Source organism: Actinacidiphila oryziradicis (assembly GCF_005047355.1).
GTDB lineage: Bacteria > Actinomycetota > Actinomycetes > Streptomycetales > Streptomycetaceae > Actinacidiphila > Actinacidiphila oryziradicis.
Genome location: NZ_SUMC01000190.1, coordinates 1 through 8,147, shown reverse-complemented (window position 1 = coordinate 8,147; position 8,147 = coordinate 1). Strand labels below are relative to the sequence as shown.

5 protein-coding genes and 1 pseudogene are annotated in these 8,147 nt (G+C 70.9%); 4 read left to right on the top strand and 2 right to left on the bottom strand.

What is annotated here, in order from left to right:
- The first annotated feature begins 374 nt into the window (after nucleotides 1–374).
- Nucleotides 375–2,702, top strand: coding sequence for a hypothetical protein (locus FCI23_RS52540; RefSeq protein WP_136731028.1), 2,328 nt, complete (start codon nucleotides 375–377; stop codon nucleotides 2,700–2,702).
- A gap of 301 nt (nucleotides 2,703–3,003) precedes the next feature.
- On the opposite strand, the gene FCI23_RS63485 is transcribed toward FCI23_RS52540, so the two are convergent.
- Together FCI23_RS63485 and FCI23_RS62865 are read right to left on the bottom strand one after the other, a co-directional pair.
- Nucleotides 3,004–3,522 (bottom strand): transposase, encoded by a 519-nt coding sequence (locus FCI23_RS63485; RefSeq protein ID WP_322974059.1) that lies wholly within the window; start codon nucleotides 3,520–3,522, stop codon nucleotides 3,004–3,006.
- 110 nt (nucleotides 3,523–3,632) lie between these two features.
- Nucleotides 3,633–4,100 carry a Pycsar system effector family protein gene (locus tag FCI23_RS62865; RefSeq protein ID WP_265737858.1) on the bottom strand — a complete coding sequence of 156 codons (468 nt, stop codon included), beginning with the start codon at nucleotides 4,098–4,100 and terminating at the stop codon, nucleotides 3,633–3,635.
- 293 nt (nucleotides 4,101–4,393) lie between these two features.
- Here FCI23_RS62865 and FCI23_RS52520 point away from each other — a divergent pair, with 293 nt between their 5' ends.
- From FCI23_RS52520 to FCI23_RS52510, 3 genes and pseudogenes are all read left to right on the top strand, one after another.
- A complete protein-coding gene (locus FCI23_RS52520; RefSeq protein ID WP_136731025.1) occupies nucleotides 4,394–5,086 on the top strand; it encodes a Crp/Fnr family transcriptional regulator in 693 nt (230 codons plus the stop codon).
- 338 nt (nucleotides 5,087–5,424) lie between these two features.
- Nucleotides 5,425–6,234 (top strand): hypothetical protein, encoded by an 810-nt coding sequence (locus tag FCI23_RS52515; RefSeq protein WP_136731023.1) that lies wholly within the window; start codon nucleotides 5,425–5,427, stop codon nucleotides 6,232–6,234.
- A pseudogene (locus FCI23_RS52510) lies at nucleotides 6,234–8,147 on the top strand (hypothetical protein); the annotation flags it as partial. The gene FCI23_RS52515 and the pseudogene FCI23_RS52510, both read left to right, overlap by 1 nt.

Below are 8,147 nucleotides of genomic sequence, written 5' to 3'. Positions count from 1 at the left end.
GGAAGGGTGCCTCCCCTGCACGTGATCCAGTCCTAGAGAAGCTGAATCATCGCAGGTCGGAAGCACCCTTCCTCCATGAGGTGACTGGCTGTCACTGAAGTGCCTGGTGCCGTGAATTCGTGAGGCCGACGCACCCCGACTGTGAGCCGTATGTGACGCACGGTAACATGTAGTAGGAGTCGAACTCGCAGGCCATGGTGATAGTGGAGTACTTGCTAGAGCAGGGGAGTTGCGTTTCCGTAACTGCCGTTGGACGTGGGATCGTACGGTTCGGTTGGAAGGGTTTTGGTGCGACTCCGATGGCGGGCGGCTGCGCTCCGTTGTGACTGTGGCTCAATGGTGTTCGCTCGCTCGACAATAGGCATGGAGAATTCGTGAGATTGACCAGGCTCTCTTTGGGAGTGGCCCTAGCTGTCCTGGCCGGCGTCATCACCGGCGTCGGACCGGTCGCCGGCGCCGCCGGTGCCGGCATTCCGCTGCCGTTTGCGCACTTTTCGCACATGGTGGTGGACGGGGTGCATGGGCATGTGTTCCTGAGCGGTGGCGCGGGAAGTGACGGCCTGCTTGTTACCGACCTGGACGGGAACACGGTCGCCACGATCGCTTCGGAGCCGGGAGCGACGGCCCTGGCGTTGTCCGGCGACGGGGGCACGCTGTTCGCGGCGCTTACCGGCAGTGATGCGATATCCGTCATCGACACCGGGACGCTGAAGGAGACGGCGCGTGATGGCACGGGCACGGGTACGAGCCCGAGTTCCTTGGCGGTTGCCGGGGGTCGGGTCTGGTTCGGTTATGGGACGGTGGGTGCCGGCGGGATCGGCTCGCTCGATGTGAGCGGTGCCCAGCCCGAGGTCGCCCTGGACCAGGACCCTGGACCGTGGGGTGCGCCGCCGTTGCTGGCCACGACGCCGGGCCCGTCCGGTCTGCTGGTGGCGGGGGCTGCGGGTGCGGATTCCGCCGCGTTCGCTGTTTTTGACGTTTCGGCGGGGGCGGTCAAGCGCACGGCCTCCGCGACCCTCGGCATCCCTGATCTGGCGGACTTCGCCGTCAGCGCGGACGGTCAGGACGTCCTGGCCGGGAGCTGGGGTGGGGGAGTGCGTACGAGCGCCTACCGCACCTCGGATCTTCTGCCGGACCCCGACGATCCTGGAAGGATCTTGTATCCCGCGGCTGTCGCCGTCGCTCCTGACGGCACCGTGGCCGCGAGCGCCGATGACCAGGAACTCGATGTCTTTGCCGCTCGCGGAGCGCGGCCGCTGAACAGCTATGAGGCCTCGGAGGGTTCCCGGCTGGCCGTACACGGTGCGGCGTGGGATCCGGACGGCAGCAGGCTCTTCGCCGTGACCACTGACAACACCTCCGGCAGTCCGGCTCTGCGGGTCATCCAGGGCCCTGAGGTGGCGGAAACCCGTGCCTGGGCGTCCCCGGAGGTGGTTAAGGCCAAGCCGGGGGAGTCGGTCGCCGGCACGCTCACCATCGAGACGGCGGGTGTCCCGTTCCTCGCTCCGGTCGCTCATGTCAGGCGAATAGACGCGGCTCACCCGGACGGAGTCGCGCTCCCGGACCCGGTGTACACCGCGGGGACGCTCCCGGTGTTCAGCGGTGGGTTCACCAGTGTGGGTTCGTTCAGCTTCTCCGACACCCCGCCGTCACAAGGCGAGTTCAGCTACCGGATCGACTACACCGGCGATGCCTCCCATCAGGCGGCTACGGGCACCGTCCTGGCCGAGGTCGCCAAGGGCGCTCCCGCGGTGACCCTCACCGCCCCGGCCAAGAGCGGCCGCACGGCTCCGATCACCATCCGCGGGCAGCTCTCCACAGGGCCGTATGCCTCCGGCGAGATCGTCCATGTGACCCGGACCGACCTGGCCCACCCCGCCGGGGTGCCGCTGCGCGACGTGCCGGTGTCCGCCGACGGCACATTCGAGGTCGCCGATGCGCCACCGGTCGGCGGCGCGAACACTTACACGGTGCGCTACCCCGGGGACAAGGCCCACCTGGCCGCGTCCGGGGCCGCTACCGTCCAGGTCTCGCGCGCCGCCACTCACCTGACGTTGACCACGAATGCGCGGACCTACGCCTACCTGGGGCAGGCCAAGGCAGCCGTCCACCTCGGCACGACGTACGACAGCCGTACCGTCGCGATCTACGCACAGCCCAGCGGCGGCCGGAAGGTGCTGCTGAAGTCCGGCAAGGTCGATGCCCACGGCAACCTCGTCGTAGGGTACAAGCTCTCCCACACCACGGTCTTCAGCGCCGCGTTCGCCGGGGACTACCGCTACGCACCCGCCACCGCCACACACTCGGTCGGGGTCCACGCGCGGGTCACCGACACGCTGCGCCTGTACGACCAGAGCACCCGCCACGGCGGCAAGCTCTATCGCGTCTACATCCGCGACGACCCGGGTCGGGCCCCGCAGTTCATGGCGGAGATAGCCCCCAAACACCCTGGTCAGTGCCTGTTCGTTACGCTGCAACGCTTCCGCTCCGGCAGTTGGCACACGATCAGCACCTCCCAGTGCCAGCCTCTGGGCTCCGGTCCGGCAGGAAGCGCAGCCGTGGTGTGGCTTCCCTGGAAGAGTATGCCTAACGGGGCGTTGTACCGCGTCCGCGCGGAGTACGTGCACGATGGCAAGGACACGACCAACCTCAATACCGATGGCTCCTGGGAGTACCTCACCACCGTGGCACATCCTGCTTGACAACCTGTGCCCCTCGGGTACCGCTGCGGCTCGGGGTGGCGGCGGTGTCAGCGTGGAGCTGACACCTGTGCCGCTCGAAAATACGATTCGGGCCGTGACCTGCACCTTTCTGCATCTGATGCCACGACCCGCGCAGTGTCTGGGACGATCCTTTGATGCCGCTGTCCATCGTCACCGCGCTGGTTCGGAACTTGATCATGCTGCCCGGTGCCGTGTTGCGCAGCCGGGCGGCCAAGGATGCGGAGGTGTTGGCGTTGCGGCATGAGAACGCGGTGCTGCGCCGTCAGATTGCGCGGGTGCGCTATGAGCCTGCGGACCGGATCTGGTTCGCCGTCTTGTCCCGGCTGGTCCCGCGCGAGCGCTGGCGCCTGGTGTTCGCGGTCACTCCCACCACCCTGCTGACCTGGCACCGGCAGTTCGTCGCCCGAAAGGGGACGTCACCACAGGGCCAACGCCGCGGCCAGGACACGGGTGGAATCGGTGCGCTGCGTGGTGCGTTCACGCACAGCCCGGCGCCCTTGAGACGGGCCAGCGCGAGATCGAGCAGGCGGTCGGCGCGATCACCCTGGGCGAGACGCTCGCGGAAGTCGGCCAGCACGCTGTGGTGGAATCCGGGATCGTCCAACTCCATGGCCAGCGTGTATTTGAAGTCGATGCGACAGCGCACCGCCTCGGCCGCCTGCCGGTCCGATAAGTCGAGCAGAAACTGCAGCACACAGACGGTGGCCAACTGGGCGGGCGAGAGGCCCGGACGCCCGTCGCGCGGGTACCGGTCGGCGAAGTCCTCGTCGCACCACAGCCCGTCCAGCCGATCTCTCACCCACATCGCCGTGGTACCGCCCGGATTGCTCGCCCCTAGGGCAGTAGCGCCGCAATGGCACATGACTCCCGTGACCTGCCGCCCAGTTGGCTGGGCTTCCGGCCGCCGCGCTACCCGAGCAGCCCCGCGAGCACCGTGCAGGCCGCGCCGATGGCGGCGATCAGCAGTGAGAGGCGGACCAGGACGTACTTGCGCCAGGCGATCTGGGACATGGCGACGATCTGGCGGCTCAGCGAGGTGAGGGGGTCGGCGCCGCGGAGGCGGGCGGCGAGAGCGTCCGGTTCCCACAGGCGCAGGTGACCGAAGTACGTGAAGTTGTCGGGCCAGTCCTGGCGTACCCCGCCGTCCCGCATCCGGGGGGTGACCACCCCGATGGACAGCAGGGCCGCGGCGGCCAGCAGGACCATCGCGGTCCGGAGCAGCCAGATCCCTGGCGTGGTGCTGACGTCGAGGGGGAGCGGGAGCCGCTGGAAAGGGCCGCGGTCGCGGCCAGCATCGCCGACTCGATGCTCAGCGCGAAGACGGCCTTGTTGTCCACTTTGCTGGTCCAGTCGGCGAGGGACGCGTGGATCCGCCACGCGGTGTCGACAGCCTGGGCACGTCCCGCCCCCTCAAGCCCTCCCCCAGCCCCGTCCGTACCGTCTCCGGCCCCGCCGGGCACCTCCGCCTCGCGGTCCGCGTCCACGATCGCTTCGTCGCTCATCAAGTCCCGTCCCCCCGACACCATTTGCTCCGCCCCATCCCCAAGCATCCCGACCCCTCCCTCAGCACGGTGACAGAAGGGATTGAGGGACTTCTGCGTCAATTGACCCACAGCGACCGTTTTCTTTCTACGATGTGCTCGAACAGCGTCGGGGGAGGGCGAGGTCATATGACAGCCGAAGACCGTTTGCCGCCGGGACTGTCCGGGCCACCCGAGCCCTTCGGGCCGGAGGAGCTGGTCGTGCTGCGCGCGGCGGGCCGGGTGCGGGCCTGGGAGCGGGGCGAGGTGCTGATCCGCCAGGGCGGCCACCCTGATTCCGTCATTCTGATAACCGACGGCCTGACGAAGGTCACCTCCGACTCCGACAACGGCTACACCAGCCTGCTGGCGCTGCGCGGCCCGGGCGAGCTGGTGGGTGAGCTGTCCTGCCTCGACGGGTCGCCGCGGTCGGCCACGGTGACCGCGATGGTCCGGGTCGACGGCGTCGTGGTGGCCGCCGCGACCTTCCGCCGGTTACTGGGCGAGCACGAAAAGCTGTCGGCCTCCGTGCTGTGCAGCGTGGTGGCGCGGCTGCGCGACTCCGACATCCTGCGGGCCGGGCACGGCGCGCATACCGCCCGGGTGCGGGTGGCCCGGGTGCTCGTCGAGCTCGCCAGGCGCTACGGGGTCGCCGAGCAGACCCCGCCGGGCGCCATCTCGGTGCACATGAACCAGCAGGAGCTGGCGGGCGCTTCGGCCACCTCGCGGGAGTCGGTGGTGCGGTGCCTGCGGACGATGCAGGACGAGGGTCTGGTGGAGACCTACCGGGGCCGGACCGTCGTCCTCGACCTCGCGCGGCTGCGCGAACTCGCCGAGACCTGAACGCTCAACGCGCCGACGGCACCCGACTCGCCCGGCGCCAACCACTCCGTCGTGAACGCACCGCGCAGGCCCGAACGCACCGCGCGCGCCCGCGCTTACTGGCCGAGAACCGGGCACCCATCACCCGCGCGCCCGCATCCACCACTCACTGTCCGTCACCGCACCTCCACGCACCGCCCGTTGGGGGCGCCAACCGCCCGCACGCCGGAGTGCGCGGACCACTTGTCCGTCCCTTGTGCGTCAAATGACGCTGTGCGCCGACCGCTGTCGGGTCTTGCATGAAGCGGGGGCCAGAACCGGCCAAGGGGGGCCTCCCGCTTCGTGGAGGGACAAGCTCGATGAGGATCAAGGCACAGCACTACGCAATCGTCGCCGTCGACGTGGAGAAGTTCGGCACGCGCGACAACCCCACCGCTTTCCTGCTGCGCAAGCAGCTGTACTCGCTGGTGGAGACGGCACTCGACGACGCCGGGATCGACAGGTCCGCGGCGCCCGACCCGGCGGACCGCGGCGACGGCTTCTTCCAGCTGCTGCCCGGTGACGTCGACAAGCTCGATCTCACCGGGCCCTTCGTCGCCCTGCTGCACAACGCGCTGCGCGATCACGCCGCCACCAGCAACGCCCCGGGCGCGCTGCGGATCAGGGTCGTCCTGCACTCCGGCGACGTCGGCTGGGACGGGCGCGGCTGGGTCGGGGAGGAGCTCAACACGGCCTGCCGGCTGCTCGACATCGAACCGCTGCGCACCACGCTCGCGCAGGCGGGCCGCGCCGGGTTGGCGCTGGCCGTCACCGAGGACTGGTACCGCCGGGTGGTCTGCCACGGGACGGCGGAGGTGGAGCGCGAGGCGTTCCGCGAAGTCCCGTTCGACGCCAAGGAGATCAGGGGCGCTAGCGCGTGGATCAGGGTGCCCGGCTACGACGTGCCGCCGGGCATCCCGCCGATGCGGCGGGCGGAGCGGCCGGAGCCGACCGGGCCCGCACCGGCGAGCCCGGCGGCTCCCGGCGGCGCGGCGGGCGCCCCCGGCGGCAAAGCGGGCACCTCCGGCGGTCTCACGGTCGGCGACGTCGGCCAGTTCGTCCACGGCGACCAGTACGTCAAGGGCGGCCTCACCATCCGGATGCCCCGGCGCGGCGAAGGGGGTCAGTGATGGTCGACCCCGCCGCCAACGCGATACCGGGACCGGCACCGGCGCCCGCGCCCGCATCGCCCGACCCCAACTCCCCGCCCGCCGAGGCCCCCGGGCTGCTCTCCACGCTGGCCGGGCTGGCCGGCCACTCGGGTGCCGCCGACGAGCGGCTGGGCGCCGAACGCGACGCCATCAACGGCCTCCAGGTCGGGCAGGTGGTCGGCGGCAACATCTACAACATGGTCGCCGGACCTGCCGCGATCCGCATGTACCGGCTCTCCACCGAGGAACTCCACGAGACCCGGGAGGCGTTCGTCCGTCCGCCGGACTGGTCCGCGCTGAACCGGAGCGCCGCCCAGCGGTCGGTGGTGCTGCTGCGCGGCCCGCTCGGCTGCGGCAAGTACGCACTCGCCAGGGACCTGTTGCTCAACGCCGGGCACCGGACGCTCTATCTGCTGGACCCCGACATCGACGTGAGCGGGCTCGGCCGGGCCGATCTCCAGCGGGACGCCGGCTACGTACTCGCCGACCTCCCGAACGGCGGCGCGCTCACCAGCTTCGAGCTGAGCCGGCTGGAGCACGAACTGCGCTCCCAGGGCTGCCGGTTGATCGTGACCATCGAGCAGTCCGCGACCCGCGTGGACCCTGGGGCGCAGAGCCACCTGCTCGACACCACCCGGCGGGCGGCCGGCCCGGAGATCGTCGCCGCGCAGGTTGCGTGGCGGCTAGGCATCGGGGCCGGCCAGCGGGTCAAACAGCTGATGGCCCGCGCCGATGTGGGCGCACTGCTGCAGGAGTTGCTGGCGGGAGCACCCGCCGCGCGGGCCGCGGAGCTGGGGCGGCTGCTGGCCGAGGCGGCCGAGACCGGGTCCGACGACGAGGTCACCGCCAAGGTCAGGGCCCGACTCGCCCTGCGCGACGGCGAGTCGCTCGCCGTGTGGTTCGAGAACCTCGGCGACCTGGCCCGGCAGTGCCTGGCGGTGGGCGTGGCGATCTTCGGCGGCGAGGCCTACGCGTCCGTCGCGGCGCTGTCCCACGATCTGGAGGAGCGGCTCCAGGTCAAGGAGACCGCGGAGCACCCCGACCGGGCCCGCGGCACGGCGCTGACCGGCAGCACAAGCGGCCGGCTGGCCGCCATCCAGGCCACGCTGGTCACCTCGGAGGTCGCCACCCGGTACGGAGGCGCCCGCGGCCAGGTGGTCCGCTACCGGGACCAGGGCGTCTCCGTCCACGTACTGGAACACGTGTGGACCGAGTACGACCGGATCAGGCTGGTCCTCCCCGACTGGCTGCGGGACTGCGCGGTGAACGAGTCGCAGACGCTCCGGGTGCGGGGGGCGGTCGCGGCGGGGACGCTCGCCAAGCAGTCCTTCGAGACCATCAGGGCGCGCATCCTGCGTCCGTGGGCGGCCAGCGACCGGCCCGAACTGCGGGACGCCGCCGCGGTCGCGGTCCGGGTGGCCGCGATGGAGTCCGGGCACGCGCGGGCCGCCCATGCCCTGGTGCGCAGCTGGAGCTTCGAGACCAACACCCGGCTGCGGGCCACCGCCGCCCGGGCGTGGCGGGTGATCTTCGAACTCGACGGGACCGAGGCCGCCTGGTCCCTGTTGCACGACCTCGCGGACACCGACCGGGACGACATCGTCGACGCGGTGTGCCGCAGCCTGACCGAGTACATGGCCCTGGAGCAGGGCCGTTACTACCGCGACGCGCTCGACCTCATCGACCAGTGGTGCCGCTCCGGCGGCTACGGCCCGAGCCGCTCGACGGTCGGCGAGATCGCGTTCCTCTACGCGGCGGCCGACCTGGTGGAACGCCGGGGGGGCGGGGTCGACGCGGCCGGTACGACGGGGGGCCGGGGCGGACCCCTCGGCGGGGCCGCTAAGCCGGCGGCCCGGGGCCGGCCGGGCGGCCCGCACCGGCCCGGCGGCCCC

Excerpts from the sequence above, each read along its gene's own strand:
- FCI23_RS52515 (WP_136731023.1), top strand. The coding sequence starts at position 5,425 with ATGAGGATCAAGGCACAGCACTACGCAATCGTCGCCGTCGACGTGGAG.
- FCI23_RS52520 (WP_136731025.1), top strand. The coding sequence starts at position 4,394 with ATGACAGCCGAAGACCGTTTGCCGCCGGGACTGTCCGGGCCACCCGAG.